The 24,857-nt window shown below is 58.9% G+C and carries 35 protein-coding genes and 1 pseudogene; 17 read left to right on the forward strand and 19 right to left on the reverse strand.

Annotated features, from left to right (window positions below; translation table 11 throughout):
* Entirely contained in the window at positions 1 to 1,503 is a 1,503-nt protein-coding gene (gene glpK / locus AC1RT4_RS00690) for a glycerol kinase GlpK (protein WP_007953181.1), read from the reverse strand.
* A gap of 77 nt (positions 1,504 to 1,580) precedes the next feature.
* Positions 1,581 to 2,432 carry an MIP/aquaporin family protein gene (locus AC1RT4_RS00695; RefSeq protein ID WP_007953183.1) on the reverse strand — a complete coding sequence of 284 codons (852 nt, stop codon included), beginning with the start codon at positions 2,430 to 2,432 and terminating at the stop codon, positions 1,581 to 1,583.
* 360 nt (positions 2,433 to 2,792) lie between these two features.
* Here AC1RT4_RS00695 and ybaK point away from each other — a divergent pair, with 360 nt between their 5' ends.
* The 3 genes from ybaK to AC1RT4_RS00710 all read left to right on the forward strand — a co-directional run bounded on the left by ybaK (position 2,793) and on the right by AC1RT4_RS00710 (position 5,451).
* Positions 2,793 to 3,263 carry a Cys-tRNA(Pro) deacylase gene (gene ybaK / locus AC1RT4_RS00700; protein ID WP_115079061.1) on the forward strand — a complete coding sequence of 157 codons (471 nt, stop codon included), beginning with the start codon at positions 2,793 to 2,795 and terminating at the stop codon, positions 3,261 to 3,263.
* Positions 3,264 to 3,352: 89 nt separating this feature from the next.
* Complete coding sequence (locus AC1RT4_RS00705; protein ID WP_221398030.1) at positions 3,353 to 4,135, forward strand: PhzF family phenazine biosynthesis protein; 783 nt, start codon at positions 3,353 to 3,355, stop codon at positions 4,133 to 4,135.
* A gap of 110 nt (positions 4,136 to 4,245) precedes the next feature.
* The gene (locus AC1RT4_RS00710) at positions 4,246 to 5,451 is read left to right on the forward strand and encodes an ISL3 family transposase (RefSeq protein WP_493082880.1); all 1,206 of its coding nucleotides are present in this window, start codon (positions 4,246 to 4,248) and stop codon (positions 5,449 to 5,451) included.
* 50 nt (positions 5,452 to 5,501) lie between these two features.
* On the opposite strand, the gene pbpG is transcribed toward AC1RT4_RS00710, so the two are convergent.
* From pbpG to yejK, 10 genes are all read right to left on the reverse strand, one after another.
* Positions 5,502 to 6,440 carry a D-alanyl-D-alanine endopeptidase gene (gene pbpG / locus AC1RT4_RS00715; RefSeq protein ID WP_007951562.1) on the reverse strand — a complete coding sequence of 313 codons (939 nt, stop codon included), beginning with the start codon at positions 6,438 to 6,440 and terminating at the stop codon, positions 5,502 to 5,504.
* Positions 6,441 to 6,571: 131 nt separating this feature from the next.
* A complete protein-coding gene (locus tag AC1RT4_RS00720) occupies positions 6,572 to 7,765 on the reverse strand; it encodes a tyrosine-type recombinase/integrase (protein ID WP_493082882.1) in 1,194 nt (397 codons plus the stop codon).
* Between the two features lie 220 nt (positions 7,766 to 7,985).
* The gene (locus tag AC1RT4_RS00725) at positions 7,986 to 8,141 is read right to left on the reverse strand and encodes a hypothetical protein (protein WP_162803818.1); all 156 of its coding nucleotides are present in this window, start codon (positions 8,139 to 8,141) and stop codon (positions 7,986 to 7,988) included.
* Positions 8,142 to 8,193: 52 nt separating this feature from the next.
* Positions 8,194 to 8,688 (reverse strand): HNH endonuclease, encoded by a 495-nt coding sequence (locus tag AC1RT4_RS00730; protein ID WP_493082885.1) that lies wholly within the window; start codon positions 8,686 to 8,688, stop codon positions 8,194 to 8,196.
* 348 nt (positions 8,689 to 9,036) lie between these two features.
* Positions 9,037 to 9,603 carry a hypothetical protein gene (locus tag AC1RT4_RS00735; RefSeq protein WP_493082889.1) on the reverse strand — a complete coding sequence of 189 codons (567 nt, stop codon included), beginning with the start codon at positions 9,601 to 9,603 and terminating at the stop codon, positions 9,037 to 9,039.
* A 73-nt stretch (positions 9,604 to 9,676) separates the two neighbouring features.
* The gene (locus AC1RT4_RS00740; RefSeq protein ID WP_493082892.1) at positions 9,677 to 10,237 is read right to left on the reverse strand and encodes a hypothetical protein; all 561 of its coding nucleotides are present in this window, start codon (positions 10,235 to 10,237) and stop codon (positions 9,677 to 9,679) included.
* 14 nt (positions 10,238 to 10,251) lie between these two features.
* Positions 10,252 to 10,779, reverse strand: coding sequence for a hypothetical protein (locus AC1RT4_RS00745; protein WP_493082894.1), 528 nt, complete (start codon positions 10,777 to 10,779; stop codon positions 10,252 to 10,254).
* Positions 10,776 to 11,363: a hypothetical protein gene (locus AC1RT4_RS00750; RefSeq protein WP_493082896.1), complete on the reverse strand. Its 588-nt coding sequence runs from the start codon at positions 11,361 to 11,363 to the stop codon at positions 10,776 to 10,778. Before AC1RT4_RS00750 ends, AC1RT4_RS00745 begins: the two co-directional genes overlap by 4 nt.
* A gap of 48 nt (positions 11,364 to 11,411) precedes the next feature.
* A complete protein-coding gene (locus AC1RT4_RS00755; protein WP_493082898.1) occupies positions 11,412 to 13,016 on the reverse strand; it encodes a DNA cytosine methyltransferase in 1,605 nt (534 codons plus the stop codon).
* A gap of 45 nt (positions 13,017 to 13,061) precedes the next feature.
* Entirely contained in the window at positions 13,062 to 14,069 is a 1,008-nt protein-coding gene (gene yejK, locus AC1RT4_RS00760; protein WP_493084400.1) for a nucleoid-associated protein YejK, read from the reverse strand.
* Positions 14,070 to 14,173: 104 nt separating this feature from the next.
* On the opposite strand from yejK, the gene AC1RT4_RS00765 reads away from it, so the two are divergent.
* Entirely contained in the window at positions 14,174 to 14,398 is a 225-nt protein-coding gene (locus AC1RT4_RS00765; RefSeq protein ID WP_493082900.1) for a hypothetical protein, read from the forward strand.
* Here AC1RT4_RS00765 and AC1RT4_RS00770 read toward each other — a convergent pair.
* The 7 genes and pseudogenes from AC1RT4_RS00770 to AC1RT4_RS00800 form a co-directional block, all read right to left on the reverse strand.
* Complete coding sequence (locus AC1RT4_RS00770) at positions 14,382 to 14,783, reverse strand: hypothetical protein (RefSeq protein ID WP_493082902.1); 402 nt, start codon at positions 14,781 to 14,783, stop codon at positions 14,382 to 14,384. The two genes, AC1RT4_RS00765 and AC1RT4_RS00770, sit on opposite strands and share 17 nt — an antisense overlap.
* 84 nt (positions 14,784 to 14,867) lie before the next feature.
* On the reverse strand, positions 14,868 to 15,161 hold the full coding sequence (locus tag AC1RT4_RS00775; RefSeq protein WP_493082904.1) for a hypothetical protein: 294 nt from the start codon (positions 15,159 to 15,161) through the stop codon (positions 14,868 to 14,870).
* Between the two features lie 11 nt (positions 15,162 to 15,172).
* On the reverse strand, positions 15,173 to 15,448 hold the full coding sequence (locus AC1RT4_RS00780) for a hypothetical protein (protein WP_493082906.1): 276 nt from the start codon (positions 15,446 to 15,448) through the stop codon (positions 15,173 to 15,175).
* A 441-nt stretch (positions 15,449 to 15,889) separates the two neighbouring features.
* Positions 15,890 to 16,123: pseudogene (locus AC1RT4_RS00785) on the reverse strand (response regulator transcription factor); the annotation flags it as partial.
* A gap of 403 nt (positions 16,124 to 16,526) precedes the next feature.
* Positions 16,527 to 17,093, reverse strand: coding sequence for a hypothetical protein (locus AC1RT4_RS00790; RefSeq protein WP_493082908.1), 567 nt, complete (start codon positions 17,091 to 17,093; stop codon positions 16,527 to 16,529).
* Positions 17,086 to 17,358, reverse strand: a complete 273-nt coding sequence (locus AC1RT4_RS00795; RefSeq protein WP_493082910.1) for a hypothetical protein — start codon at positions 17,356 to 17,358, stop codon at positions 17,086 to 17,088. The genes AC1RT4_RS00790 and AC1RT4_RS00795 overlap by 8 nt, the downstream gene beginning before the upstream one ends.
* Positions 17,359 to 17,392: 34 nt before the next feature.
* The gene (locus tag AC1RT4_RS00800; protein ID WP_493082912.1) at positions 17,393 to 18,178 is read right to left on the reverse strand and encodes a LexA family transcriptional regulator; all 786 of its coding nucleotides are present in this window, start codon (positions 18,176 to 18,178) and stop codon (positions 17,393 to 17,395) included.
* Between the two features lie 38 nt (positions 18,179 to 18,216).
* Between AC1RT4_RS00800 and AC1RT4_RS00805 the strand changes: the two genes are divergently transcribed.
* The 13 genes from AC1RT4_RS00805 to AC1RT4_RS00865 all read left to right on the forward strand — a co-directional run bounded on the left by AC1RT4_RS00805 (position 18,217) and on the right by AC1RT4_RS00865 (position 24,841).
* Positions 18,217 to 18,456, forward strand: a complete 240-nt coding sequence (locus AC1RT4_RS00805) for a helix-turn-helix domain-containing protein (protein WP_493082914.1) — start codon at positions 18,217 to 18,219, stop codon at positions 18,454 to 18,456.
* 355 nt (positions 18,457 to 18,811) lie between these two features.
* A complete protein-coding gene (locus AC1RT4_RS00810) occupies positions 18,812 to 19,474 on the forward strand; it encodes a phage antirepressor KilAC domain-containing protein (RefSeq protein ID WP_493084402.1) in 663 nt (220 codons plus the stop codon).
* An 11-nt stretch (positions 19,475 to 19,485) separates the two neighbouring features.
* Complete coding sequence (locus tag AC1RT4_RS00815; protein ID WP_493084404.1) at positions 19,486 to 20,262, forward strand: helix-turn-helix domain-containing protein; 777 nt, start codon at positions 19,486 to 19,488, stop codon at positions 20,260 to 20,262.
* Positions 20,259 to 20,930, forward strand: a complete 672-nt coding sequence (locus AC1RT4_RS00820) for a replication protein P (RefSeq protein ID WP_493082916.1) — start codon at positions 20,259 to 20,261, stop codon at positions 20,928 to 20,930. The genes AC1RT4_RS00815 and AC1RT4_RS00820 overlap by 4 nt, the downstream gene beginning before the upstream one ends.
* The gene (locus AC1RT4_RS00825; RefSeq protein ID WP_493082918.1) at positions 20,923 to 21,132 is read left to right on the forward strand and encodes a hypothetical protein; all 210 of its coding nucleotides are present in this window, start codon (positions 20,923 to 20,925) and stop codon (positions 21,130 to 21,132) included. Before AC1RT4_RS00820 ends, AC1RT4_RS00825 begins: the two co-directional genes overlap by 8 nt.
* Positions 21,123 to 21,425 carry a nuclease domain-containing protein gene (locus AC1RT4_RS00830; RefSeq protein WP_493082920.1) on the forward strand — a complete coding sequence of 101 codons (303 nt, stop codon included), beginning with the start codon at positions 21,123 to 21,125 and terminating at the stop codon, positions 21,423 to 21,425. Before AC1RT4_RS00825 ends, AC1RT4_RS00830 begins: the two co-directional genes overlap by 10 nt.
* Entirely contained in the window at positions 21,422 to 21,793 is a 372-nt protein-coding gene (locus AC1RT4_RS00835; protein WP_493082922.1) for a RusA family crossover junction endodeoxyribonuclease, read from the forward strand. The genes AC1RT4_RS00830 and AC1RT4_RS00835 overlap by 4 nt, the downstream gene beginning before the upstream one ends.
* Positions 21,790 to 23,070: a tyrosine-type recombinase/integrase gene (locus AC1RT4_RS00840; protein ID WP_493082924.1), complete on the forward strand. Its 1,281-nt coding sequence runs from the start codon at positions 21,790 to 21,792 to the stop codon at positions 23,068 to 23,070. Before AC1RT4_RS00835 ends, AC1RT4_RS00840 begins: the two co-directional genes overlap by 4 nt.
* A gap of 16 nt (positions 23,071 to 23,086) precedes the next feature.
* Positions 23,087 to 23,404, forward strand: a complete 318-nt coding sequence (locus AC1RT4_RS00845; RefSeq protein ID WP_493082926.1) for a hypothetical protein — start codon at positions 23,087 to 23,089, stop codon at positions 23,402 to 23,404.
* Between the two features lie 2 nt (positions 23,405 to 23,406).
* Positions 23,407 to 23,760, forward strand: a complete 354-nt coding sequence (locus tag AC1RT4_RS00850; protein WP_443525059.1) for an antiterminator Q family protein — start codon at positions 23,407 to 23,409, stop codon at positions 23,758 to 23,760.
* A gap of 318 nt (positions 23,761 to 24,078) precedes the next feature.
* Positions 24,079 to 24,402 carry a phage holin, lambda family gene (locus AC1RT4_RS00855; protein ID WP_083368521.1) on the forward strand — a complete coding sequence of 108 codons (324 nt, stop codon included), beginning with the start codon at positions 24,079 to 24,081 and terminating at the stop codon, positions 24,400 to 24,402.
* The gene (locus AC1RT4_RS00860; protein ID WP_493082928.1) at positions 24,402 to 24,605 is read left to right on the forward strand and encodes a hypothetical protein; all 204 of its coding nucleotides are present in this window, start codon (positions 24,402 to 24,404) and stop codon (positions 24,603 to 24,605) included. The genes AC1RT4_RS00855 and AC1RT4_RS00860 overlap by 1 nt, the downstream gene beginning before the upstream one ends.
* Positions 24,602 to 24,841 carry a hypothetical protein gene (locus AC1RT4_RS00865; RefSeq protein WP_493082930.1) on the forward strand — a complete coding sequence of 80 codons (240 nt, stop codon included), beginning with the start codon at positions 24,602 to 24,604 and terminating at the stop codon, positions 24,839 to 24,841. Before AC1RT4_RS00860 ends, AC1RT4_RS00865 begins: the two co-directional genes overlap by 4 nt.
* Positions 24,842 to 24,857: the final 16 nt, after the last annotated feature.

Raw genomic sequence — 24,857 nt, forward strand, 5'->3', positions numbered from 1 at the left:
TTATTCAGCGTCTTCACGTTCCCAGTCGCGGGTACGGCTGACGGCTTTTTTCCAGCCTTTATAGAGCTTCTCTTTTGCCGCTTCGTCCAGGCTCGGTTCGAACTCGCGCTCGATCACTGCCTTGCCGCGCAGTTCTTCCAGGCTGCCCCAGAAACCGCACGCCAGGCCGGCCAGGTAAGCTGCGCCCAGCGCTGTGGTTTCGCGCATTTTCGGACGCTCGACCTGGGTGCCGAGAATGTCGGCCTGGAACTGCATGAGGAAGTTGTTCGCTACAGCACCACCGTCCACGCGCAGCGCCTTGAGACGTTCGCCAGAGTCCTGTTGCATGGCGTCGAGGACGTCGCGGGTCTGGTAGGCAATCGATTCCAGTGCGGCGCGGATGATGTGATCCACACGCACGCCACGGGTCAGGCCGAACAGGGCGCCTCGGGCATACGGGTCCCAATAAGGCGCGCCGAGACCGGTGAAGGCTGGCACCAGATAGACGCCGTTGCTGTCCTTCACTTTATTGGCGAAGTATTCGGTGTCGTGGGCGTCGTTGATGATCTTCAGTTCATCGCGCAGCCACTGCACGGTCGAACCGCCGTTGAACACGGCGCCTTCCAGTGCGTAAGCCACTTCGCCGCGCGGGCCGCAGGCGATGGTGGTGAGCATGCCGTGCTGGGACTTCACCGCTTTGTCGCCGGTGTTCATCAGCAGGAAGCAACCGGTGCCGTAGGTGTTTTTTGCCTGGCCCGGCTCGACGCACATCTGGCCGAACAGAGCGGCCTGCTGGTCGCCGGCGATACCGCCGATGGCGATGCCGCTCTTGGTGCGACCGTAGATTTCCGAGGAGGCTTTGACTTCCGGCAGCATCTCGCGCGGGATGTCGAGGATCTCCAGCATCTTCGCGTCCCACTCAAGCGTGTGGATGTTGAAGAGCATGGTGCGCGAGGCGTTGGTGTAGTCGGTGACGTGCACCTTGCCGCCGGTAAATTTCCAGATCAGCCAGCTGTCGACGGTGCCGAACAGCAGTTCGCCATTGCGCGCACGCTCGCGGCTGCCTTCGACGTTGTCGAGGATCCACTTCAGTTTGGTGCCGGAGAAGTACGGGTCGGTGACCAGGCCTGTGGTGTCGCGGATGTAGTCTTCATGACCGTCGCGCTTGAGCTGCTGGCAGATCTCGGTGCTGCGGCGGCATTGCCAGACGATCGCGTTGTACACCGGGCGGCCGGTGGTCTTGTCCCAGACCACGGTGGTTTCACGCTGGTTGGTGATGCCGATGGCGGCGACCTGATCGTGGTGCAGACCGGCCTGGGCCAGCGCTTCGACCATCACCGCGCTCTGGGTGGCGAAGATTTCCATCGGGTCGTGTTCGACCCAACCGGCTTGCGGGTAATGCTGAGCGAATTCGCGTTGTGCGGTGCAGACCACGTTCGCGTCGCGGTCGAAAATGATCGCGCGGGAGCTGGTCGTACCCTGATCGAGGGCAATGATGTAGTTCTTATTCTGAATGTCGGTCATGTCGATTGCCTTGGACGAAATAAGGGAGAGTGGGCCGTGGCGCGGGCTCTAAAGGGCAGGAGCCCGCGCCGACTGTTTCAAGAAGTTCTTGGTTTGCCGTCAATGGCCGGTTCTGCATCCTTTGTAGCAGGTGTGGCGCCGGTCAGGTGACGGGCAATCAGCCCGCGATACCCGGCAGCGCCGAGGCAGGCACCGACAATCGGTGCAAAAATCGGAATCAGGAAGTACGGAATTTCACGTGCGCCGGTGAAGGAAATTTCACCCCAGCCGGCGAAGAAAGTCATCAGTTTCGGACCGAAGTCGCGAGCCGGGTTCATCGCGAAACCGGTCAGCGGGCCCATCGAGCTGCCGATCACGGCAATCAGCAGACCGATCAGCAGCGGCGCCAGCGGGCCTTTCGGCAGGCCGTTGTTGTCGTCGGTCAGGGACATGATCACGCCCATCAGGATCGCGGTGATGATCACCTCGACCAGGAACGCCTGGGCAGTCGACAGCGCAGGGTTCGGGAAGGTGGAGAACACCGACGCCAGTTCGAGGCTGGCTTCAGTGCCACGAACCATATGGTGAGTTTGTTCGAAATCGAAGAACAGGTTGCTGTACAGCGTGTAGACCAACAGCGCGCCGCAGAAGGCGCCGGCGACCTGGGCCAGAATGTAGAACGGCAGTTTGCGCTTTTCGAAGTCGGCAAAAATGCTCAGGGCAATACTGACGGCAGGGTTGAGGTGCGCGCCGGAAACGCCGGCGGTGAGGTAGATCGCCATGCTCACGCCGACGCCCCAGATGATGCTGATTTCCCACAGACCGAAGCTGGCGCCCGCGACCTTGAGCGCGGCGACACAACCCGTACCGAAAAAGATCAGGAGTGCAGTACCCAGAAACTCGGCCAGGCACTGGCTCGAGAGCGAAGGTTGCTGTAACGCAGTTGTCATTGAAAACCTCGGTTTTTGTTGTTGTCTGGCGCGTTGCCGACAGGGCAAGGCGCGATTTTCGCCGAGGCAGGATCCCCATCCTGTTCCCGGTTTACTGCTGGGTGCTGCGATGACGATAATTCTTACATTATTCAGATTCGAAAAAATATAGACAAGAAACAAACCTGTCAAAGGTCGAAAGTGAACCGTCAGTCACAAATAAACTATCAGTCACGTGAATGATCCTGCGGGTCATCCGTTCTGCACGAAAGTTATCGGCCTGCAAACCCCGGGAAACGTGGCGCGTGGTAGAGCCTTTTACACAGCGATGGCCTAAAATCCGCCGCAGGTTTTTTTGCCACTGCCGAGCCCGGAGCTGCCATGACCCCTGCGTTGGACTTGTTGAAAAAAGTTCGTGCCGAACATCGCGTGCACAGTTACGAACATGACCCCAAGGCCGCGTCGTATGGCCTGGAGGCCGCGGAAAAACTGGGGCTCGAACCGGCGCAGGTGTTCAAGACGCTGCTCGCGGCCAGTGAGAAGGGTGAGTTGCTGGTGGCCGTGGTGCCGGTCGTCGGAAGTCTCGATCTCAAGGGGCTTGCCCATGCCGCTGGGGTGAAAAAAGTCGAAATGGCCGACCCGGCCGCCGCGCAGCGTTCCACCGGTTACCTGCTGGGCGGCATCAGTCCGCTGGGGCAGAAAAAACGCCTGCGTACCTTCATCGACAACTCGGCCCAGCCTTTTGCGACCATTTATGTCAGCGCCGGTCGGCGCGGGCTGGAAGTGGAACTGGCGCCGGCGGTATTGGCGGAACACACCCAGGCGAAATTTGCCGACATCGGTCGCCCTTGACGTCTGTATGAAGAAAATTGGCCGGCACTGTCACTGGCGCTCATCCGGCCGGCGCTGCATGCTCGTTCGACTGACACAGGGAGAAGGTTATGCAGCTCGAGTTTCATCAGGTCGACGCGTTCAGTGATCGGCCGTTCAGTGGCAATCCGGCAATGGTCTATCGGCTCGACGCGTGGCTCGCGGACGAACTGATGCAGAAGATCGCCGCCGAGCACAATCTGGCGGAAACCGCGTTTCTGGTGCGCGAAGGACAGGCGTGGCATATACGCTGGTTCACGCCGACCACCGAGGTGCCGCTGTGTGGTCACGCGACCCTGGCCAGCGCCTATGTGCTGTTCGAGATCTATAAGGAAAGCGCCGAGCGTCTGGACTTCACCTGCAAGTCCGGGCCGTTGAGCGTCAGCCGCGAAGGTGGCCGGTTGTGGCTGGATTTCCCGGCCATCGAAGCGGTGGAGAAAGGCGTCACCGTGGAGATCGAACGGGCGCTGAATGTTCAGGCAGTGGATGTCCTGAGCTCCAACGAGCTGTTTGTGGTGCTGGAGTCCGAGCAGGCTGTGCTCGATTGCACGCCGGACATGGTCGCCTTGGCCAAACTGCCTTGGCTCGGCGCCATCGTCACCGCCCGGGGCAATCAGCATGACTTCGTCTCGCGCTATTTCGCCCCGGCGATCGGCATCAATGAAGACCCGGTGACCGGCTCGACCCATTGCAGCCTGATTCCCTACTGGTCGAAACGTCTGGGCAAATCCAGCCTCACTGCATGCCAGCGCTCGGCGCGAGGCGGTGAGCTGTTCTGTCGGCTGGAAGGCGAGCGGGTGAAGATTGGCGGGAATGCGACGCTGGTAGCCAGCGGCACATTGATGCTGGGCTGAAACCAAAAAAATAAGGTTCTTCACGGAATCCCGGGAAACACAGAAACAAGAACGCCGATTTGATTGATGATGTTCGTGCGAGCAAACACATCTAACAAACCGGCGTTCTTATGCGCGATATTAATACTTTCCTTCCTTTTTGGGAGGGCTTTTCTGTCGTCAACATCAAGCCTGATGGTGACGCCCTCCAGATCGATCTAGCCCCCCACGCCATCCGATTCCCTTCCTGTGGCAGCTGCCAAAAAACCTGTTCAACCACTCATGAGTATTGCGAGCGAGTCGTTCGTGATTTGCCCATTCTTGGCCGTGCGGTACGCCTCAACGTTTTGCTCAGGCGAGTTGGCTGCCGCGATTGTGGCAAACGCATGGAGGCCGTCAGTTGGCTGGATCGCTATGCGCGTATGACGCGCCGCCTGGCCGATGCGGTTATTCAGGCTTGCGAGCGCCTTCCCACCCTGCACGTGGCCCAAATGTTTGGTCTGCATTGGGACACGGTTAGATTGCTGGAGCGTCGCGCCTTGCAGGCGGTATTGAGCGAACTGCCGAAGGCGCAACCACGACGTTTGGTGATGGATGAATTCGCGCTGTTCAAAGGACATCGCTACGCCAGCGTTGTGCTCGATGCCGACACACGACGGGTTCTGTGGATCGGTGAAGGCCGCAGTCGGGCCGCGGTCAGACCGTTCTTCGAAGAGCTTGGGCCAGAAGGTTGCGCCAAAATCGAAGCGGTGGCGATGGACATGAACACCGCTTTTGACCTGGAAGTTGGTCAGCACTGCCCGAAAGCACGAGTGGTCTACGACCTGTTTCACGTAGTGGCCAAATACGGCCGAGAGGTCATTGACCGGGTCCGCGTCGACGAAGCCAACCGGCTACGTCACGACAAGCCGTCTCGCAAGGTCATCAAACAAGCGCGATGGCTGTTGCTGCGCAATCCGCAGAATCTGAAAACACCTGAACAAGAGGTTCACTTGCAGGATTTATTGGCAGCCAACCAATCACTGATGACGGTCTATTTGATGAAGGCTGAACTCAAAATACTCTGGGCACCGAGTACCGCCTGGGCCTGGAGATCGGCCTGGAAGCAGTGGCTGCGCCATGCTCATGAAAGCGAAATTCCGGCCCTGATCCAGTTTGCCAAACGGCTAAAAGGTTACTGGCGGGGCATCGTGAGTCGGGTTCGCTGGCCGATGCACACCGGTCAGTTGGAAGGAATAAACAATCGAATAAAGGTCATCAAGCGGATGGCGTACGGTTACCGGGATAGCGAATTCTTTTTCATGAAGATCAAGAGCGTCTTTCCCGGTAATCCGTGAAGAACCATGAAAAAGCCCCGACGATTCGGGGCTTTTTCATGGGTGACGGATTACTTGGAGGCTTCGATCACGCCGCTCTGGCGACTCTTGAGGTTTTTGTCGGCCTTGTATTGCTGAGCCACGGCCGGGACGTTGGCGCTCTTGCCGGTTTCCACCCAGCTGCGGATGCGGCTGGCGTCGGCGAAGTGGGTGTATTTGCCGAACGCGTCGAGAATCACCAGGGCGACCGGGCGGTTGGCCATGCGGGTCACCAGTACCAGGCAGTGGCCGGCCGGGTTGGTGAAGCCGGTCTTGGTGATGCGGATATCCCAGTCGGCCTTGTTGACCAGGTGGTCGGTGTTACGGAAACCCAGGGTGTAATTGGGTTTGCGGAACGAGACGGTCTTTTCCTTGGTGGTGGTCAGCTCGATGAGCAGCGGCTGTTTGTGCGCAGCCACCAGCAACTTGCTCAGGTCGCGGGCGGTGGAAACGTTACGCTCTGACAGGCCGGTGGGTTCCACAAAGTGCGTGCTGGTCATGCCCAGCGCCTTGGCCTTGGCGTTCATCGCGGCGATGAACGCCGCGTAACCGCCCGGGTAGTGGTGAGCCAGGCTGGCGGCGGCGCGGTTTTCCGAGGACATCAGGGCAATCAGCAGCATCTCTCGGCGGGGCAGTTCGCTTCGCAATTTGACGCGGGAAAACACGCCTTTCATTTCGGGTGTGCGGCTGATGTCGACGTCAATCCATTCGTCCATGTTCTGGTGCGCTTCAACCACTACCAAACCGGTCATCAACTTGCTCACGGAAGCGATGGGTACCACCACGTCCGGGTTGCTGGAATAAATGACTTTGTTGGTCTGCAGATCCATCAGCAGGGCGCTGCCGGAGGCAATCTTCAATTGCGAAGCGTCTCGAGGGGCAGCGGTAGTTTCGGCGGCGTTGACCGTTGGCGTGAGGAGCGTGCCTGAAAATGCAAAAACCAGGCTCAGGATGGACAGACGAATATTCACGCGGGCGAACTCATGAAGGTTGGAAATGCCGTTCTTTGTAACGGGCTGTGTCGTAAAAACGACGCATTGTAGGAGTATGTGCCACGAAAGCCATAGGCGCCCGTAAACAAAGGGCTAAACGTGAAATAAATTTAACCCTGTACCACTTTTGTACCAATCTGGCTTTCGAGCTTTCCTACCTCGGACCAGTCAGTGGTGGAGCTCAACCAGCGCGCGTAAGTTGAGAGTAACACCTGAACACTGTGACCGAGTTGCCCGGCGATGAACGCCGGGTTCATGCCCGCCATTAAGCACATTGTGGCGTAGGTGTGGCGGCAGTTGTACTGGCTGCGTGGCTTAATTTTCAGAGCCTCCAGCGCCTTGCCAAAATGTCCGCCGGGCGTCGACGATCCAGTGATGTGTTCCGAGTTGCCCGAAGGTGGGAATACATACGGGGATGACTGGCGTCTGCGACGGGACTGGTTCAGCCGTGCATCCGCTATCCTCTTGGCCTGCTCCAGAGCGTGGATCGCTCGACTGTTCAGCATTACTGATCGCGCGTGCTTCGTCTTCGTTCGCTCTTCCACTTTCCCGTCAACAACGATCCGGCAAACATGTGCCACGCGATTATCCAAATCGATCTCTTCCCACCTCAGAGCCATGAGCTCTCCAGTCCTCATCCCGCAGTAAAACGCTAACTCGAAGTAGGCCGCGTAGATTTGCGCCGCTCTCGTGGTGAAGTTGGCGTACATCCATTCGATGATCTGATCAGCCTCATCAACACTAAACGGCTCAATCTGCTTCTTCGTACGCCCAGGCAATTTGATTGCTGATGCTGGGTTCCTTTCTATCACCTCATCCCGAACCGCCGCCTTGAACAGTGCATTCGCGCGAGAAATCGCCGTGCGCTTGATTGTCGCGCTTTCCCACTCTGTTTCAGCGATCACGCGCCGCAACAACATCGGCGTGACAGTTTCCATGGGTACTGTTGCCAGATATGGCATCCAGTAGTTGTTGATCGTTGCTTTATAGTTCCTACGTGTCCCGGGAACGATTTCGAGGGCATCAATCCACGTCTGCGCATATTCGCCAAAAGTCAGACCAGTCGCCAAACTTGAATAACTGGAGTTTGGAAACAACTCGGCATAACGCTTTTCGTCCAGAACCCCATGTTTTGCCAGGCTGATTACTTGATCGCGAAGATCTGATGCCGCCTTGATACCTTTTGGCGTCTGGGGATGGGCAAGGGTTTCACACCGTCGTTCACCGTTCCAAGTGAACCGGATACGGATAGACTGGCCAGCAAATTCAACTCCTCGGGGCAGGCCCACTGGCTTTCTTGCCATGCTTCATATCTCCTGATGCTATAAAAAACCCTGTTGTCTATTTTATTCCAGACGCCTTCGGGGATGATCCCGCGGGCTCTCTTGCCTTCGAGCGCGCGTTTAGTTGTTCCCAGGAGGGCGGCCATCCGCTCTTCGGGGACCTTGTCGAATGGGTACGTTTCGACTGTTTCTTCTGTTTCGGACATAGTTGTCTCCACGCCGCCGGCGGCGGCAGAAGGTTTTAATGTAGGGTCACGCTGTCCTGCCCTGGGGCGATGGCGCGAGCCTGTTGTTCGGTGCGGAAGGACATGTGCTGTTTGGTGCCGTTGCAGTCAGCGATCACCCACCAGAAGCCGCCGAAGCGGTGCGGGCCCTTGATGATCTTCGTGATGGTCATGGCGCACTTCCTTGCCCGGGTGGGCGGTGCCGCGCGGGGCGGCAGAAGGTGGTTATCGATGACGGGCAAATTCGCCGTGGAGTTTCGAGCGCGCCGAAATGATCGCCGCCACCGCATCAAGTAGCGTTTCGAAATAGGCGCTGAATTCTTTCTTGCCGTTCAGGTAGATGACGCTTCGCCATTTGCAGAGCGTATTGTCCCAGTGCGCACCTTTGACGCCGGCCTTGTTGTTGATGCTGATACGCCGGTTTTGATTGTTTTGCTGACGACTTGAATCGCGTAGATTTTCAATACGGTTGTCACGCTTGTTGCCGTTTCGGTGGTCTACGAATCCAGTTGGCATTGATCCGTGATGCATAATCCACACGGCAAGGTGCACTTGGCATCGGATGCCTTTAACCGTGGTTTGGAGATATCCCATGCCATCGTTTTCCTCTCCTACGATGGTTCCTTGGCGGTGTCTTCTGTTCGAGACTTTGCGTTTCAGTGTGCCGTCCGGACGGTATTCAAACAGATGGTATAGATCGCTCTGGCATATTTCAGACATGGCAATGGCACTCCAGGTCAGCAGCTTCCTGCCGAAGGATTGGATGTGTTTTTTGGGAAGGGGTTACTGCTGGATGAGTTCGGCGGGGACGCTGGCTAGGCGGCTCAGGGCTTGGCCTCGGGCTGCAACCGCGATTTATATTCGGCGATGAACTCGGGCGCGTACGAGCTGGTCCAGCCGCACTGGCACTGGAACTGCTCACCATTCCAACGCGTTCTCGCCCAGACCATGCAGGCGTCAGCTCCGCAGTATGGCGAGTAGCCAGGCCTCGTCAGCAGGTTCTGCTCGATGTGGTTCATCGCCACGGCCCCTTGTAGATGAGGTAGGCCATGTAGAGCGGGGCGAAGATCATGGCGTCACCTTCTGGCCGAGCAGCACATCGCTGACGACCTCCCAGAGTCGCGCCGGTGACCACTGGAACCGGTCGAATTCATCGTCAGGCTGTATCCCCACGACACAGCTTGAATGGGCCCCGCGCGAGTACTCCATCAGCTTCTGCATGATCGTGGCCACCTTGCCATCGCCGGCCGGCACGGTGCGGTGGAAGTGGTAGGCGTGCTGTTTGTAGGTAAGGCCTGCGATGACCGTTTCGTCGCTGACTTCGACCATGTGAGCCCGACCGTCAGGCGTCCATGGTCTTCCGCCGCAGACAGTGCGCGCGCCTTCATGCAGATAGAGCATGTAAGCACCGGCAGGCGACGGGTCGCAGCGAAACTCAATATTGCGCTGCTGGCCGACCAAGACCCGAGACTGGAAGTCGAAGCGGTGATCGTGGATCGCCGAGTGTTCGAAGCAGGACCGGCGCGGTAACTCGGGATGCCAAACGTGCAGGCGTTGGTCGCCCTGAAGCTGGACCTGCACGAAGCCGAGCCCGTGCAGGGTGATTTTGTCCGTCATTACGTCATCGATAATCATCCGATCACCGCCTTTATGGTCAGGGCCAATGGAAGCCAGAAGAAGAGGGTGCAGCCGAGTACGCACTTCGTGATCATGGCTCGTCGCACTCCATTGGAGGCGTGTGCACGATGCCGATCAGGGAGAAGTCGGGGTTTGGTGTGCGCTCGGCGATCATTTTCACGACGTCACGAAATTGATCGGGACTGTCGACCTCGCCGAGCGCTCGGGCCGCGATATCCCTGATCACCTCGACGGAGGCGACTTGCATGTCGCACTCATCCTCTGCGAAGGCGTCAGCGCGATCGCGAATTCGCATCAGCGCGACTCTCTGCTCATCAATCCGCTGATCCGCTGCGTTCAGGCGCTGCTGCAGGGCGGCATTCTCGGCGGTGAGTCTTGCAACTTCGCCGACATCGGAAGGCGCTGTGAACTCGACCAACGTGGTGCTTCCTTCTTCCGGGTACTCTGCTGTTGCCAGGTGCAGTCCGTACACCTCTTTCCCTTCATCATCAGTGACGGTGCCAACCCAGAGCAGGCCGTCCGAATACTCGCCGAACTGCCCATCCGCGCCATCGCCGCAGTGGAAGTTGATTGCGCCGATTGTTTCTTTGTCCAGCAGCATGCGCTCTGGTACGGATTTGAATTCTCCCATGATGCAATCTCCTATCAGTTGTCGGTGCCTGTGTAGGTGCGCCAAGGCACCTTCACGCCGTTTACGAGGAATCCCCAGTCACCGCGCCACTTGCTGGTGATGAAGAGGGTGAAGACGCCGCCGGGGGATACCTGGTCGATGCGGTGGTATTCTCCGTGGTTGAGGCGGGCGGTGCTGCCGGCGCCGCGCCGGTAATCAATGTCGGATTCGCCACCCGCTGCCCAGAAAATTTTGCGCTGCTCGATGTACCAGCCTCGCAAGATGATCGTCCGGGCGTGCCATGGATGGTCGTGGTGATCCCGGTCTTCGTCCTCGCGCAGGATGTGGTGGATCCGGAACGACCAAGGGCACCACCAGAACCTCGCCTTGTGCGTCTCCCGGCTGTACGGGTTGAACAGCCACCAGCGGCCCATGTACATCTCGGTGCCGTCGGCGGACATGATGTGCTGGTACGGGGTGAGCTTGGCGCGGGCGATGAGCCAGTCGGCGATTGCCGGGCGGGCCAGGGTCTTGGCGACCAGGCGCCAGAAGAAATTGATCATGCTGCCTCCTTCGGCGCGTAGGTCAGCGTGCCGTCGAGGATTGCTTCCTTGATGGCTTCAAACTCCCAGGCGTAATACTGCGATTCGACGTAGACACGCATTTCGCCGTAGTCGTGTTGCTTGCGTCGGATGAACGCCTCAGCGGCGTCTCGGGTGAAGTGGCTGTTCACGATCTCCCAGCGCTTGTTCCAGCCGGTGACGGTGTGGTCATCGCACTCGGCGAGATATTCCCACTGGTCGTCCTCGTCCAGATCCATGAAGCCGCACTCCCGATCAGCCATCAGAGCTTGGTCGATCTCTGCGCGCTCCTCATCGTCGAGATCGTCCCAGTATTCTTTCGGGCTGAACCAGTGCTGATCCTCCAGGCAGACAACTCGACCTTCCGCGTAGTCAATCTCGTAGCCGTAATCGATTCGCTTGGTCTGCACGGTGAAAATGGCGGCCGCAGTGTGGTGCCACTTAACGCCGGCGCCGTTGCAGTGATAACGGAGGCGCTCGACGAAGTCGGTCCAAGTCGAAGCGTCAAGCGCGGCGCCGGTCGCCAATGTCGGCAGCGGCTCGGCCGTTTTGTTTTCTGTGGGCATGTGGCGTCCTATGCCGGGGCATGCCCGGGCGGTGGAGGGTGGTGTGGTTCAGCCGTAAGGGATGGGTGTGATCTGCTTGAGGATGCGCCTGCCGATCCAGCGCACGCAGGGAACGGCCTTGCTGTTGCCGATCGCCTTGTAGCGGGGGCCGTCCGGGCATTCGATGGCAGGCTTGCCGCGCCACGGGATCAGCGTGTAGTCGTCGGGCATGCCTTGGAGGCGTTCGCACTCACGCGGAATGAGGCGACGGACCTTCGATCCGCCAATAAGTTGGCCGGTCCATGCCTGTTCAGCCTTGATATTTCCGTGATTGGCACCGAGTGTGCCGGCGATTTCAGAAACCAAAACTGCGACCTGGCCGCCGGCATTCGCATGGCTTCCGGAGTGGTTCATTGCGCGCAATGTTGGCGCGAGTTCACCCGCGTCGGCGCCGTGATCCTTGCAGGAGAAGGCAAGGACTGCGTTTTCCATTCCGTTGTTCCGGCCAAGGGTGTGCGCTTGATCAATTCGGACGTCCGGATCCTGTGTGCCATGCACTACCAACAGCCCAGATTCTGCGTCTTGCTGAGTTGCGCTGCCGGCCGCTTTTCCGTTGGCATTGAGCGTGCCAGCAACAATGAAAGCCTCGGAGTCGGCGCGATGGCTGCTCTGTGCTTGGGCGCGAAGGGCGGGCGCGGTGATCGGGATATCGTCGAGCGAGTAGCCTCCGGACTTTCGTGCGCCGCCGGCTAACGTAGGCGCCACGAAAAACGTTTCGCTTTCAATGTCCAGCCTGGTGTCCTTCGCCGTCAGGGTTGCTGAGCGTTCGACTGAACCGCTTAAACCGTGTCCGCCAAAAGCCGGAACCCCGGTTGTCACGCTGACTGCCGGGCCTTCATCGCCTTCGCAGTTGGGGCATCCCCATTCGCCGCATCCTTCGTCGAAGGTGCATCCGCATCCACACTGGAACGCAGGGCCGAAAGGAGCTGATCCGGTAACGTCTTGCCCCTCGCCTCGGCGCGGCGCAGTATCCCGGCGCACGCCTTCTCGCTCAAAAAGTACCTCGGTGGGATCGAAGTCGTCTCGAGCACTTGCGACAACGAACACACGGCGGCGTCGTTGGGCCAGGCCGAAATATTGGGCGTCCAGGATCCGCCACGCGATTGTTCTTTTGGGTCCATACACACAACCAGCGTCCGGCCATTTCTTCCCTGAAGGGTGCAGTTCGCAGTCTTCCCCAGCAAGCGCGCCAAGAAAGCATCCGAAGGCGTTCCCTTTGTCACTGAGGACACCGGGGACGTTTTCCCAGACGACAACGCAGGCGGGCTTTCGCTGGCCGGCGCGAACATAGTCAACTGCATCTGCAAGCTCCACGTATTTGATGGTGAGCGCGCCGCGCGGGTCGGTGAGGCCTTCGCGCATTCCGGCCACACTGAAGGCCTGGCACGGGGTGCCCCCGACGAGGACGTCAGGCGCGGCGATCTTGCCGGCCAGCACCTGGGCGCCGAGTTTGGTCATGTCGCCGAGGTTCGGTGTGTTCGGGTAGTGGTGGGCCAGCACCGCGCTGGGGAAGGCTTCGATCTCGGCGAACCAGGTGGCGCGCATCCCGAGCGGCTTCCATGCAAGCGTTGCCGCCTCGATGCCGGAGCAGACCGAGCCGTAAGTGATTTCCATAGGGGATCCTCGCCGGCTGGCGTGATTCGTATAAGTGGGTGGTGGTCAGGAGGTTGCTCGCTTGAGCTGTTCTGTAAGTTGGGTTGGCAGGCCTCGTAGAGTCAGCGTGCCGCCGGCTTCGTCGAACTCGATCTTCGATCCGAGTAGGTGTTGATCGAAGCTTATCGACAGGCCCTGCGCCCGTCCGGTGAACCGCCGGAATTTGTTGATGGTCTTTTTGTCCGGCGGCAGAGTGTCGGAAAGTCCGTAGTCGCCCGCCTTGATGAAGTCGGCAAAGGCTGTTGGCTGATCCTCTTTGATGAGCTCCGACAGCTCGTCGATGGTGATCGGCTCGCCCAGTTTCGCCTGGGCCATGGAGTAACTGACGAGGGCCTGCGTCTTCTCGCGCGCGGAATCTTCTGGCAGGTCTTCGCTCTCGACGAAGTCGCTGAAGGCCTTGAGCAGGGTGCGTGTCTCGCCCGGGCCGTCGATTCCTTCCTGGCATCCGATGAAATCACGGAAGTAGTCGTTCAGCTTGCGACCCTGTTTGCCCTTGATGAACGAGATGTACTGTTTCGATTTCGGATTGTTCTGCCACTCGCTGATGTTGATGCGTGCGGCCAGGCGGATGTGGTCCAGATCCAGGCGCTTGACCGTCATCAGGTTGAGTTCTTCGGTCATGGTGACCGCTTCCGTTTCTTGCACCAACGCAATGATCAGGTAGTCGGTGAGACCTTGCCGGTAATGGCAGAAGAGGGCGTGCCCGCCCGTGGTCAGGTTCGACTCTTCCATCAGCCGGGTCAGGTGCTCGACGGCGATGATGCTGAAATCGAGGAAATCGGAGTCGCCCGCCAGATATTTGGCGAGCCAGCCGCTGAGCGGGAAAGCGCCAGATTCGGCATGGAAGAACCCCCAGCCCTTTCCGGTGGCAGCGTTGTAGCTTTCGTTGAACTGATTCACCAGATCGTCGCGAGCCTGGCTTTCGACCTGCTCGGCACCGCCAAGGAACAAAGCGGCCGGGGTGCCGTCAGGCTTTTTGTCGATCTTGTGAATTACGCTGTGGAGTACAGGCATTGCGGTTTCCTCGGGGCATACGCCTGCCTCGCCGGCTGGCGTGATTCGTAGAAGTGGGGTATTTGTGTTCGGCCCGGCGTGGGGCCGGTTCAAGGAGAGCGCAGATGAGTTTTGATGCGATTGCAATTAATGATCTGGTACGGATACTGGCTTCGGGTGCGGCGCTGGAGTTGAATGCACAAGGTCGACAAGTGAATGACCTTGTCCGGTTAGCCGCATCATCGAGCAAGGGTGGTGGTTTAACACTCACTGGCGTTGGAGGCTTAGCTACTAACGATTTGGTTCGTATAGGCGCTGCTGGCGGTGGAAAAGTTACGCTGAAGTGGTAACTGCCAACGGTTCAAAGCATTCATCATCAGGCTCTGGCGGATCGTCAGCCAGCGACTTCATGCCGGCGGCTTGAATGATGCGCGACACCTTTTCAGTAACAACGAAAGGTGTCGTGACACATCGGAGCATCTGGGCCTGCGTTTCGAAGTCAGCGGCGATCAGGTTCCGCAGCAGGTTCTGATACACCTCCTGCTGGTTGTTGAAGCCGTGGGCGGCCATGACCCGCTTGAGGTCTTGCTTGAACACGCCGGCGACCTCAACCGTAAACTTCTCGACGCCCAATGCAGCGTCCTTCGCTGCTGCCTTCTCGCGCTTCTTGCGCTGCTTGATGGCTTCCGCTGTCAGCGGCGGCTCGACCGGCGCAAGTTCCTGTTCTTCGGCCATGGCCTACCTCTTCAATTCCGCTGGCCGGCAAGTCCAGCCAGGTCTGTCGGCGGCGCGTGGCCGCCCGGTTGGTGGTTCGTTTCATCAGTCTTTGAATTTGATGTTGTTTTCTTTGGCGATGAGCAGGGCGCGCTTGTGGCCGATATCCAACTCTTTGCAGGCCTGGTAGAGGTTGGCGCCGCTGTCGGCCAGTCGCTTGAGGTCGGGCGCGATCTTGTCGCGTTTGGCGCGGAGCTTGTCGCCGTAGGCGGTGCCGAAGGTCAGCTCGCGCTCACCGGAAACGCCCGGCGCGATCTGTTGAGCCTGCTTGCCGGCGCCGAAGAACTCTTCCAGCGCCCGGTTCAGGTGGTCGGTGATCTGCTCGCGCGGATCTGGCATTGGCACACCAATCACTGCTCACCAACCTTTGGCCGGTTGGCCTTCTCTTCGAACTGGATCGCCATGTCGAGCGCTGCTTTGTAGGTCCAGCGAAACGCCTTGGTCTTGCCGGTGGACAGATCCACGACATGGAAAGCCTTGCCGACTGTCTTCACCTGAAAGCGCACCTTCTTCTCCGGCATCACCAGGCCGGCGAGCCGTGCGAACGTCTCGCGCGCTGCCTGGGTGCGAATCATCAGGACGCGCAGAACATCGACGCGCTGTTGCATCAGTGGGTGCATTTGCATGGCTGATCCCTCGGTGGTGGGGTTGCGTTCATTCGTCAGCACTCGGCGCCGCCTGCTGTTTGCCGTTGGGCGCAGGGGAGAGTGCTGACGCAATAAACGCCGGGCAAAAGAAAGCCCGGTAGCACCCGGGCTTTCGTCTTCACGTAGACCTCCCTACGTGAAGGGGGGTGAAAAGTGCCTCCTGACGGAGGGCTTTGGTCATGGTCTATTTCATGTCGGTCACCCTCACTGCCGCGCCGTTGGCATCTTGACGGGCGCTCGCCGTACTCAGCTGGTGCTGCATGCAGGTGGGCGGTTATAGGCCGCAGCTTTCGTCCGCATCCCGATGCACCCTGTCGCCAAGGTGCAGCAGTGATGCCTTGCCGTCGTTTAAGCGATAAAAACACCATCGTTCGATTCCCCAACTGGACCTTGAGGATTCGGACCGCCTGCCTGTCCTACGATGATTTCCAGCCGCATGGCCTCGGCGACCGCCGCCGACTGGCGATGGACGCCCAGCTTGAACATGGCGCTGGAGATCCGCTTGGCGACCGTCCCTGGTTCAACATCGTGAGATCTGGCGATCTGTTTGGCGGTAAGGCCCTGGGCGACTAAAAGCAAAAACTGAAGTTCTCTGCGAGCAAGCCCACGGCCGAGATGGCCGATCCATGTGCCGCTCTTGATGATTGATTCCATGCTGTGTGCCTCTCGGTTGATTTCCCAATGCGCCCGGCAGGCCAGGCGCATCAGTGAAAAACACCGTGTCCCTTCGGCGCTGCTGGCGCGGTACGGGCTCATTCAAGTTGTTCGTCCGACCGCGACACCGTCCGCCGGATAACTGGATTTGGCGCTTTACGCTGCACGCCCGGGTCAGTTGCCAACCCTCTGAACCGTTCAGGCCGGTTCATCGCTGCCTTCCATCTGGCCGGTTGTTATCCGGCGATGGAGTAAATATGTACCAATGGTTCATATTGGTCAAGTACCAAAAGTACATATTTTAATTGCGGGCAAGAAAAAGCCCGCTCAGTGGCGGGCTACGGGTTAGATCGAGGAGGGCAGAAACAAGAAGCCCGGCGCTGGGCCGGCTTGTAATCAGATCTCAACTGGCAAAGGTAAAGGCATATTTCAATGCAACTCCAAGGAGCGCGGATGCTATAGCGCCTATTACTATGGCACCCCCAAGGTATTTCCCCATCGTGACTTTGATGCCGTTGACGTCTTCGCCAACTTTTTTAGTGTCAGCCTTTATGCTGCTCACGTCCTTTTCAATGCGCTCGAAGCGAGATTCTGAGATTTTCTCCCACGCCTTGTCTCGCTCAGCTTGAGCGGCTAGAAAACCCGCGAACTTTTCAGATAGAGCTGCGTCACGAGCAATCTGTTCGGCGCGGAATGATTCTTGCCGAATATCTAATTCTCGCTGCAACTGAGCGTCACGAAGTGCCAGCTCATTACGGAAATCATCAGAGCGGCGCTCTTCTGACCGCTCAATCCTGTCGATACGCTTATCCATCCGCTCTTCAATGGCGGATAGAGTAGATTTCAGTTCTTCGCGAGATATATCGTTCATGGCCGCAGTATGGCTCTCAGGTTTGGCCCTGTCACCCATCACGTATATTGATTTCGGGAGATGGCCCTCGCCGAAAAGCCTTCCGCTATAATTATTCATTTTTATCTTTGCCCGGATTCTGAGCAATCCAATCCGCGATAAATTGCGCTCTGTGCTCCCTTACGAAACCGCAATTGTTGCATTCCAGAGCAAGGTTGTACGCTGGCTCTGCGCCGAAGGTCGCCCCGGTGGGCAAAAGAAACACAGCGTCGTCCACACCATCAGCGAAAGGTACGATCCATTTTTCAGAGCCACAGCAAGGACATTTAGCCTTATCGGTTTTGGCCACTAAAAATCTGATGGCGTCTTCGAACAATATTTTCATCACACTCTCTTTTGATGTTGCCTGGGCTAAACCGCTACAGCATCCCGCCGCGCCACACGACGCGCCCGATGATCCGCACTTCGTTTATCTCGCCGTCTCGCAAAATCTCGTCGCCGTAGCGCGCCTTGTCCGAGTTGTCGCTACGGATGATCCATCCGTCGATGTCTGACTTCACCAGGCGCTTCACGATCGTGCCCTTGGTGGCGCTTTGCATGGCGAAAATCTGACCGTCTTTCGGCTCAATCTTTGACTCATCCACCAGTAGGACGTCGCCGTCGTTGATAGTCGGCTCCATGCTGTGACCGTTCGCATAAATTACGTCGAGGTGTCTCTGGTTGAGATTATTGGCGCGCAACCAAGAAGATTTGAACGCCATGACACCACGAATTTCGACGTGAGTGTTGTCTTCGCCGGCCCCTGTCGAGCCTCGCGCAGTGAGCTGGAGTACGCCTGTGTAACTTGGGTCATCCTTAAGCTCAAAACCTCTTGGAGGAGTTCGCGCGTCTTCGACCTGGAGGGCGGCTGACGTTTCCGTCATGTCTCCGCGACCGTACTCGAGCCATTCAACACGCACCCCGAGAGCATTGGCCACGGCAAGCATCTTGGCTCCGCCAGGCATCGACTCGCCATTCATCCATTTGCTGGTGGCTTTAGGTGTGACGCCGGCCATTTTCGCTAGGCGAGCGCCTGCACCCCACTCGGGAATTTTTCTTTCGGCCAAAGCCTTTTTCAGGCGAGCGACGAACGCTGCGCGCAAATCTTCTATTTGAACCATGGGTACATGGTTGCACGTGCTTGCATGTACTTTCAGTTCCGACATAATATGTACTGTAAGTTCATAAATGACCCGGAGGCCTTATGCGGCCGCTCAAGAAATCGATCGATGATGCCGGCGGTGTTTCAGCTGTTGCTTTGGCCTGCGGCAAAACCCCCAGAGCTATCTACAAGTGGCTAGTTGCAGATGCACTGCCGCGAACTGACTACACCGGCGAAACCGAATACGCCAAGAAGATTGCCGAACTGGCGACTGCCAGGGGCAAGCCTTTTGATGCTGACTGGCTGCTTGCCGAAGCCCAACCAAAAAAGGCTCTGGCATAGCGGGGGCTGTGCCAACCACCAGCAGTATTGCGGAGCAGCTGGGGGAAATGGAGCGCCACATTGATTTGCTCAAGCAGGACCTTTTTCGGCTGAAAGAGGACCTCAAAAAAAATGAATGAAAGCAAGAAGTCCCGGTAGAGCAATTATCGGTTCTGACAGGGATTTGAGGTAGTGCACTGGAATGGCTGTTTATTCATACAGTGCATAAAAAGCAGACGAAAAAAAGCCGGGGGGCAACCCGGCTTCTTTAAAGCGCACAACAACTTGAGGGGCCAGTATGAACACGAACGTCACCCCCGGCAATACCCCCATTTCTGCGACACGTTTTTCGATTGACCAAAACGTGTCGCGACACATGTCGTCGCGTGAAATCGCCGAGCTGATCGGCAGCTCTCACGACAACGTGCTGAAAACCATCCGAGCCTTGGTCGCGAAGGGTGTCGTTTCTTCAAACGACACCCCCTACGTCCACCCGCAGAACGGCCAGGTTTACCGCGAGTTCCTGCTATCGCAGCGCGATACCCTCGTCGTCGTGTCTGGCTACAGCGTCGAGCTGCGCGCCCGGATTATTGATCGCTGGCAGGAGCTGGAAGCGCACGCGGGCCAGTTCCAGATCCCGGCCACTTACGCCGAGGCGCTGCAGGCTGCCGCAGATCAGGCGAAGGACAATCAGACCCTTCGCCTCGTCATCCTCGATCAGGCACCAAAGGTTGCGGCCATCAATCGTCTGGCAGCCGCTGGCGGTGCGATCTGCATCACCGACGCCGCGAAGCACTTGCAGCTGAAGCCTTCAAAGTTGTTTGCCTGGATGCAGCAGAACCGGTGGATCTTCCGCCGTCAGGGCTCCGGTCGCTGGACGGCCTACCAGCCACGAATCACGTCGGGCCACATGGTCCACAAGGTAACCGCTCTCAAGCCTGACTCAGAAACCGGCGCGGATCGCGCCGCTTTCGATCCTCTCGTTACCCCAAAGGGCCTTGCCCGTTTGGCCGAACTGAATATCGGAGCCTCGAAGTGAGCGTTCAAGCAATGTCATGGGCGCTTGCGCTCCGTAAAGCCGACCTCGAAAACCCGGCTGCTCGTCACGTACTGCTGTGCCTGGCGAACTACGCCGGTAGCGATGGAAGAGGGGCGTTCCCCTCCGCCGCGACCCTCTCTGAAGACACTGGCCTTTCCGAGCGCACAGTCCGCTTAAAGCTTGATGAGCTGGAGAAGGCTGGCTTCATCGCTGAAGGCAATCAAGCGATCGCTGCCGCGTACATCGACCGCCGTGACCGCCGGCCTGTGGTGTACGACCTCCAGATGAAGCGGGGTGCAAATGCTGCACCCCGTAAGGATCGGGGTGCAGATGACCGCACGGGGTGCAGCTCACAGCAGAACGGGGTGCAGGAAAACGCAGAACGGGGTGCAGCAGCTGCACCCAATCCGTCACTGAACCATCAAGGAACCGAAGAGCAGCTGCAGCAGCGCGAGATTGATGCCGCTCTTGCCGAACAGAACCGCGCAGCCATCGAATCGCAGGACGACCGTCAGCGCTTCGCCATGTTCGCTACCTGGGAGCCGAACTTGAAATCTCTGTCTGACCAACTCGCAATTGCCGGATTGCCTGATGAATCGGTGACTACTGAACTGCTGGCTGGTTTCAAGGGCTTCTTCGTTGCCAAGTCAGCCGTTGTTGATACCGCGGCTGGCTGGTGTTTCAAACTGGTCGGTTGGGTGAAGCGCGAGAAGGCCGTGAAGGCTGGTGAAGTCGAGAACGAAACAGGCAGCACTGATGACTGGGCAGCAAAGGGAGTTCGAGTATGAAATCCGCACGCGATCTTATCGCTACTCGACGCACCGACCCTGCATACGTTCCGCCTGCTGACCCGGTTGTGGCCGAAGTAGATCCAGCGACCAAGACAGTCATCGACGATCTATTCATGCGCCTGCGCGGCGCCTGTGGCGCTTGGCGCCAGTCATGGCCAACGGAGGCTGTGATGAACGCCTCGAAGCTTGAATGGCTTGGCGAGTTCATGCGTTCCGGGATCAATCGGATGGAGCAAATTGACCACGGCATGCGCGTCCTGAGCGCGAACAAATTGGCGTTCGTGCCAGCACCAGGTGTGTTCGTGAGCTGGTGTTTTGCTCCTGAGGGGCTTGGCCTGCCGAGTGTCGAGAAGGCATATGCGCAAGGCCTGCGAAACTGCCATCCCGCAATGCGCGACTCCGCAAAGTGGATGCATCCAGCGGTCTATCACGCCACGGCTGCTGCAGGTTTCCACAGCTTGCCGCTTCTTTCTCGAGAGCTGGGTATGGCGAACTTCGAGCGCCACTACCTAGCGCAGTGCCGGAAGATCTGGAATGGCGAGTCGCTTGGGTCTATCCCGGTCGCTGAGCTTGCTGCACCGAAGCCTGAGCGAAATCCGGAAGTTGGCAATGCGGCCTTGGCCAATTTGCGCGCCCTGCGTGCGGGGAGGGTCGAACGTGTCTGATCGACGCCTGGCTGTACCCGAGATCGAGACCTACCGTTGGGCCGTGTTCTGCTGCTCGTTCAAGGTCGACTTGAGCTCACCACCTGATCACGCACTGGCGCTGTTCGCCGACCAGGCCATGGCCAAACGCTACGGATCGTGGATGTGGCCGCACACCTTTGAAGTGGTCGACGTCGTCACGGGAGAGCGGGTATGCGCGTGACCTCGAAGAAACTCCGCAATTCGGCCAACGGCCAGGAATGCACCGTACGCCTGCCGGGCGTCTGCAATTTCAATCCAGAAACCACCGTCCTCGCGCACCTGCCCTGCGGGCAGAAGGGCATGGGCATGAAGGGCTTCGACACCGTCGCGGTGTACGCCTGCAGCTCCTGTCACGACGTCATCGATGGTCGCGCCGCGGGCGAGGTCGATTGGTCCGACATGCCGCGCGCCATCGCCGAAACACACGAAGGCCTGATCCGGGCCGGAATTCTTACCGTGAAGGGGGCTGCATGATCGACCTGACGCTGCCGTGGCCGCCAAAGGAGCTGAGCCCAAACGCGCGTGTGCACTGGAAGCAAAAGCACAAGCACGCAAAGGCATACCGCCGCCCCTGCGGGCTTATCGCGCTGGCGCTGGATGCGCCGCGGCTCAGCGGCAAAAAGTACTTCTGGGTCACGTTCTGTCCGCCGAATCGCAGGGCCTATGACGATGACAACCTGCTGGCCCGCTTCAAGGCCGGTCGTGACGGTGTTGCGGACGGCCTGGGCATCGACGACAAGAACTTCGTGACCACGATCAACATCGGCAAGCCGGTGCCAGGTGGCGAGGTGCGCGTGCACATCCGGGATTACCCAATTGACCCGGAGCCGAACACGCCATGAGCCAGAGCCTGCTGACCACATTTTCAGACGCCGAGATCCGACGACAATCTGCCAACACCGATATCCGCGACATGCGGGACGCGCGGTTCCCGGGCGTTTACTTCCGCTTCCACAAGAACCGCGAGCGCGGTACGTGGTACCTGGTGTCCGGCAAGGAATGGGAAAAGATCGCCCGATTCCCGGATCTGCCGGTGAAGGGTTTGATCAACGCACTGCCGAAGATTCGCGAACGCCTGGCCGCCGATCCAAAGGCCTCGGCATCGGCCGGCACCCTGCAGACCGTTGGCCAGTTGCTGGACTGGTTCGCCGCCCGACAGGCCGTTGACCGCAGCCTTTCGGACAAGCGCCGCTCCACCAACACCTCGATCATCAGCCTCCACTTGAAACCGCGCCTCGGCGAGCTGCTGGTGGACGATCTCGACCGGTTCACCTTGGACAAGCAGCTGATGTGGCCGATGCAGGCCGAGTTCTCGCTGTCCTACGTCCGACTGGTTTGGGGCGTGCTGGTGGTGGCCATGCGGCAAGCTGAGAAACTGCGCCTGATCAGCACCAACCCGATCGCCGGCTTCAAGTTCACTGACTTCACCAAGGCCCGGATCCTGCCCAAACCATCGCGCCTGCGCGCCGTGCAACTCGAGGACGTGATCGAACAGCTGGCCGATGGCTTCGACCGGGCACCGCAGGACTGCATGCTGGCGCTGATGATGCTCTGCCACGGTACGCGGGTGGGTGAAACCCGGATGGCTCGGTGGCAGCACCTGACTCTGGGCGAGCAGGGCGAGTGGTTCATCCCGGCCGAGAACACCAAGACCCGTTGCGAGCATCGGCTGCCACTGACTCAGCAGGTCTGCGCGCTGCTGGAGCGGTACCGGGACTGGCAGGCAGGGAAGGGCTACAAGGGCGCGTTCGTGTTCCCGGCACGGTTGGGCGGGTGCCTGAGTGATGGCCAGGCCTGCGCCGTGTTCACCCGGTTGGGTAAGGGCGAGTGGACAAGCCACGACCTGCGCAAAGTTGCCCGGACTGGCTGGACTGACCTCGGTGTGGACTTCCTCATCGGCGAGATGCTGGTGAACCACACGATGACCCGCAACGTGCAGACCTACATCCACACATCCGCCGAATTGCTCAAGCGCGAAGCCCTGAACAAGTGGCACGAATGGTTAGACGGGAAGGGCTTCGGCCTGATTCACCGCTTGACCATGACTAGAAACGGAAATTCGCAGAATGCCGTCAAGTCCTTGAATGGCGCGGCTTCTAGCCAAATTACGAAACAATAAAAGGCGAGGTTTAAAAATGGATAAAAGAACACATGGCCCCGCCTTTGTGCGCCGCCAGATCCCGCTCACTGATTGCCCATCCTGTGCCGGAAAAGGGGTGATTCAGGGCGTGTTTCATCAGCTCGACTGCATTGGTTGCCACGCTTCGGGCCTGGTGCACGCCGAGACCCTACAAGCGCTGCCGGTGGAGGATCTGATCGTTCAGCTCGGCATGCTGATCCGTCAGGGTGGTCGCACTGTGGTCCATCCTCCTGGCTCGCCGACTTCGATGGCAGAGCTGTACCAGCAGACCAATACTCGCGGGCCTGGTGGCTCGTCTTATAAGGGGGATTGAGCATGGCCTTCACTCCGACATTTAAAGAACGCACCGCCGAGGATCTGCTGGAGCATTGGGGACGCTGGGTCGTGCTGGGCTCTGGCGTGTCCTGCTGCGCATCCCGCGAGAACACGATCCTGTCGCCGATGATCACCGATGACGACGCGCTGATGATTGATGGCCTGATGGGGCGCCTGCTGAAGCGCTACCCGGAATGCGGCCAGGTGCTGATGCGCTATTACACCAGCCGGGATACGTCGCTGATGGAAGTCGGCAAGAAGATGAAGTTCGGCGAGGAGAAGACTCGGCAGCTCTGGAAGGCCGGCGTGGCCTGGATTGATGGCGCGCTCGATATTCGACGTCAGGCCGCTTGACAGGCCCGGGGACTGACTATAGATTTCAGTTACTTTGCGGTTTTTCCGCGTGCAAAGCCCGTCTCCGAGATGGGCTTTTTGCTTTCTGTTATGTAGATGAATGCGCAGGCTGATGCGCAAACCCGGTCGTGTTGTGGGCACCGCAGACCTAGATCGTTAAGTCCAAAAGCCGGAGATCAGCACCGGCCATCTGCACCCATACCAAGCCTCGGCATTTGCCGGGGCTTTTTCGTTTTCGGCTCCACCACACCCATTGCTCCGAGCTGGGAGTGCTGCTGGAGCCGGATCTAATGCACTCCCCCAAAGGGAGGAATCGAGATGCCAAACATGCCTGAGAAGGATCCCGGACTGTGGGCCGCTGTGCTCGCCTGGCTGCTGCTGCATCAGCCGCAGCTCTACGCCGCCGGACTGTCGGTCGGTATCGCCGTTCTGCGGGTGATGTACGGCGGCGGCACTCGCCGTCAGATGTATCTGGAAGGCGCGCTGTGCGGCCTGGTCACGCTGTCGTTGGTACCACTCCTTGAATGGATGGGCTTACCGCAGAGCATGGCCACGTTCGCCGGCGGTGCTGTTGGCTTCCTCGGTGTCGAGAAGGTGCGCGGCTACTACGATCGAGCAGCGGCTCGGAAGGTTGAGGGGTAATGGCCAAGATCACTATCGACAGCCTTGATGGCGACGTCCTCATCGTATTCTCGCTCAAGGGTCAGGACGTGCACTGGGAGCGCTTCAAAGGCAAGGCAGCGTCGCCCTACACCAGAACTGTCGCCTTTGATGGAGAGTGGGACGCTCACCGCGCTGCGGTTGCTATCGGGCGCCTGGACTTCACATACGAGGTGACGCCATGAAGCTGGTACTGAAACGTATCGAGAAGACCGTTGAAGTCACGGCCCTTTCCGATCCCGAGCCGCGACATGTGAACGCCGGCTACCCAGGTCCTTTCGCTCTGCATACCGAAGACGGTCAGGTTCTTCCCTGCCAAGTCAGCACCAACATGGAAAGCAGCCGCGGCGAGCCGGTTCGGCTGACGGTGGTGTTTACCGTCGACGGCCGCGACCTGGTCGTCGAGGGTGACCCGGTATGAGTTGTGCCGGATGCGC

This window comes from Pseudomonas sp. GW821-FHT11D10, assembly GCF_058808435.1.

Coding starts and splice junctions, on each gene's coding strand:
- glpK (WP_007953181.1), bottom strand. CDS start 1,503: ATGACCGACATTCAGAATAAGAACTACATCATTGCCCTCGATCAGGGT.
- AC1RT4_RS00695 (WP_007953183.1), bottom strand. CDS start 2,432: ATGACAACTGCGTTACAGCAACCTTCGCTCTCGAGCCAGTGCCTGGCC.
- ybaK (WP_115079061.1), top strand. CDS start 2,793: ATGACCCCTGCGTTGGACTTGTTGAAAAAAGTTCGTGCCGAACATCGC.
- AC1RT4_RS00705 (WP_221398030.1), top strand. CDS start 3,353: ATGCAGCTCGAGTTTCATCAGGTCGACGCGTTCAGTGATCGGCCGTTC.
- AC1RT4_RS00710 (WP_493082880.1), top strand. CDS start 4,246: ATGCGCGATATTAATACTTTCCTTCCTTTTTGGGAGGGCTTTTCTGTC.
- AC1RT4_RS00720 (WP_493082882.1), bottom strand. CDS start 7,765: ATGGCAAGAAAGCCAGTGGGCCTGCCCCGAGGAGTTGAATTTGCTGGC.
- AC1RT4_RS00725 (WP_162803818.1), bottom strand. CDS start 8,141: ATGACCATCACGAAGATCATCAAGGGCCCGCACCGCTTCGGCGGCTTC.
- AC1RT4_RS00730 (WP_493082885.1), bottom strand. CDS start 8,688: ATGTCTGAAATATGCCAGAGCGATCTATACCATCTGTTTGAATACCGT.
- AC1RT4_RS00735 (WP_493082889.1), bottom strand. CDS start 9,603: ATGATTATCGATGACGTAATGACGGACAAAATCACCCTGCACGGGCTC.
- AC1RT4_RS00740 (WP_493082892.1), bottom strand. CDS start 10,237: ATGGGAGAATTCAAATCCGTACCAGAGCGCATGCTGCTGGACAAAGAA.
- AC1RT4_RS00745 (WP_493082894.1), bottom strand. CDS start 10,779: ATGATCAATTTCTTCTGGCGCCTGGTCGCCAAGACCCTGGCCCGCCCG.
- AC1RT4_RS00750 (WP_493082896.1), bottom strand. CDS start 11,363: ATGCCCACAGAAAACAAAACGGCCGAGCCGCTGCCGACATTGGCGACC.
- AC1RT4_RS00755 (WP_493082898.1), bottom strand. CDS start 13,016: ATGGAAATCACTTACGGCTCGGTCTGCTCCGGCATCGAGGCGGCAACG.
- yejK (WP_493084400.1), bottom strand. CDS start 14,069: ATGCCTGTACTCCACAGCGTAATTCACAAGATCGACAAAAAGCCTGAC.
- AC1RT4_RS00765 (WP_493082900.1), top strand. CDS start 14,174: ATGAGTTTTGATGCGATTGCAATTAATGATCTGGTACGGATACTGGCT.
- AC1RT4_RS00770 (WP_493082902.1), bottom strand. CDS start 14,783: ATGGCCGAAGAACAGGAACTTGCGCCGGTCGAGCCGCCGCTGACAGCG.
- AC1RT4_RS00775 (WP_493082904.1), bottom strand. CDS start 15,161: ATGCCAGATCCGCGCGAGCAGATCACCGACCACCTGAACCGGGCGCTG.
- AC1RT4_RS00780 (WP_493082906.1), bottom strand. CDS start 15,448: ATGCAAATGCACCCACTGATGCAACAGCGCGTCGATGTTCTGCGCGTC.
- AC1RT4_RS00790 (WP_493082908.1), bottom strand. CDS start 17,093: ATGAATAATTATAGCGGAAGGCTTTTCGGCGAGGGCCATCTCCCGAAA.
- AC1RT4_RS00795 (WP_493082910.1), bottom strand. CDS start 17,358: ATGAAAATATTGTTCGAAGACGCCATCAGATTTTTAGTGGCCAAAACC.
- AC1RT4_RS00800 (WP_493082912.1), bottom strand. CDS start 18,178: ATGTCGGAACTGAAAGTACATGCAAGCACGTGCAACCATGTACCCATG.
- AC1RT4_RS00805 (WP_493082914.1), top strand. CDS start 18,217: ATGCGGCCGCTCAAGAAATCGATCGATGATGCCGGCGGTGTTTCAGCT.
- AC1RT4_RS00810 (WP_493084402.1), top strand. CDS start 18,812: ATGTCGTCGCGTGAAATCGCCGAGCTGATCGGCAGCTCTCACGACAAC.
- AC1RT4_RS00815 (WP_493084404.1), top strand. CDS start 19,486: ATGTCATGGGCGCTTGCGCTCCGTAAAGCCGACCTCGAAAACCCGGCT.
- AC1RT4_RS00820 (WP_493082916.1), top strand. CDS start 20,259: ATGAAATCCGCACGCGATCTTATCGCTACTCGACGCACCGACCCTGCA.
- AC1RT4_RS00830 (WP_493082920.1), top strand. CDS start 21,123: ATGCGCGTGACCTCGAAGAAACTCCGCAATTCGGCCAACGGCCAGGAA.
- AC1RT4_RS00835 (WP_493082922.1), top strand. CDS start 21,422: ATGATCGACCTGACGCTGCCGTGGCCGCCAAAGGAGCTGAGCCCAAAC.
- AC1RT4_RS00840 (WP_493082924.1), top strand. CDS start 21,790: ATGAGCCAGAGCCTGCTGACCACATTTTCAGACGCCGAGATCCGACGA.
- AC1RT4_RS00845 (WP_493082926.1), top strand. CDS start 23,087: ATGGATAAAAGAACACATGGCCCCGCCTTTGTGCGCCGCCAGATCCCG.
- AC1RT4_RS00850 (WP_443525059.1), top strand. CDS start 23,407: ATGGCCTTCACTCCGACATTTAAAGAACGCACCGCCGAGGATCTGCTG.
- AC1RT4_RS00855 (WP_083368521.1), top strand. CDS start 24,079: ATGCCAAACATGCCTGAGAAGGATCCCGGACTGTGGGCCGCTGTGCTC.
- AC1RT4_RS00860 (WP_493082928.1), top strand. CDS start 24,402: ATGGCCAAGATCACTATCGACAGCCTTGATGGCGACGTCCTCATCGTA.
- AC1RT4_RS00865 (WP_493082930.1), top strand. CDS start 24,602: ATGAAGCTGGTACTGAAACGTATCGAGAAGACCGTTGAAGTCACGGCC.